Raw genomic sequence first — 894 nt, 5'->3', positions numbered from 1 at the left:
GATAGCGAAGAGGTCACACTCGTTCCCATGCCGAACACGATCGTTAAGCTCTTCAGCGCCGATGGTAGTTGGGGGTTTCCCCCTGTGAGAGTAGGACGTTGCTAGGTAACTAAGAAAAACACATCCCGTGTGGATGTGTTTTTTTGTGTTTTAACTAAGAAGTTTAAAATAGGTTAGTTGGTATATGTGCGTCTGCGTCTATGAGTATAGATTTCGAAGCTGGTTTCCTTGATACAAAGCTGCATGAAGGGAGTCAATGGTCCTCTTATTTTTTCTACCGTATAATAATTGATGCCAGTGGTCATCTACCGTACTCAAGTGAAGCTCCTTCCAATCTTCCTCAACTACGAATAAATTTCGAGAAGCTTTTCATGAGTTGGTGAGTTCCTCGAGTATTGATCAAAGAGAATTTTTATGTAGTAATACATAATTAAGATTATTCTTATTAGAAAACTATTATTTCATTAATCAAGAAAAATCCGGTTAGCTATCACTATAGGACGATAATCATAACTTGGTTAGTTTCTATATAAAAAGATGCCAATATTTTATTTGTACGAAATATCTTGCAATCTCATTGTTATTTTGATATATTATATATCTAATCGGAATTAGTTCGTGTTGAAAGCATTAAAAACTAACTGTTGACTTTTAATGTTGTCTCATGGTAATATTAATTTCTGGTCGTTGAACAAAACACTTCTTTTAAAAAAGTGTTGCAAAAGAAATATTATTATGTTATAATAAATCTTGTCGCTAAAACGACTTACAAATTGTTCTTTGAAAACTGAACACACAGCCAAGCGAATTAAAGAGATAGTAAATATCTCGTCAATGAATTATTATTTTTGAGCTATATCAAACACTTTTATGGAGAGTTTGATCCTGGCTCAG

At 33.8% G+C, this 894-nt stretch carries 1 rRNA gene; it reads left to right on the top strand.

What is annotated here, in order from left to right:
- A 5S ribosomal RNA gene (gene rrf / locus DS745_RS24300) occupies window positions 1–107 on the top strand; the annotation flags it as partial.
- Window positions 108–894: the final 787 nt, after the last annotated feature.

The organism is Anaerobacillus alkaliphilus (assembly GCF_004116265.1).
Lineage (GTDB): Bacteria > Bacillota > Bacilli > Bacillales > Anaerobacillaceae > Anaerobacillus > Anaerobacillus alkaliphilus.
The sequence above is the reverse complement of the archived record's forward strand: the minus strand, read 5'-3'. Positions and strand labels throughout refer to the sequence as shown.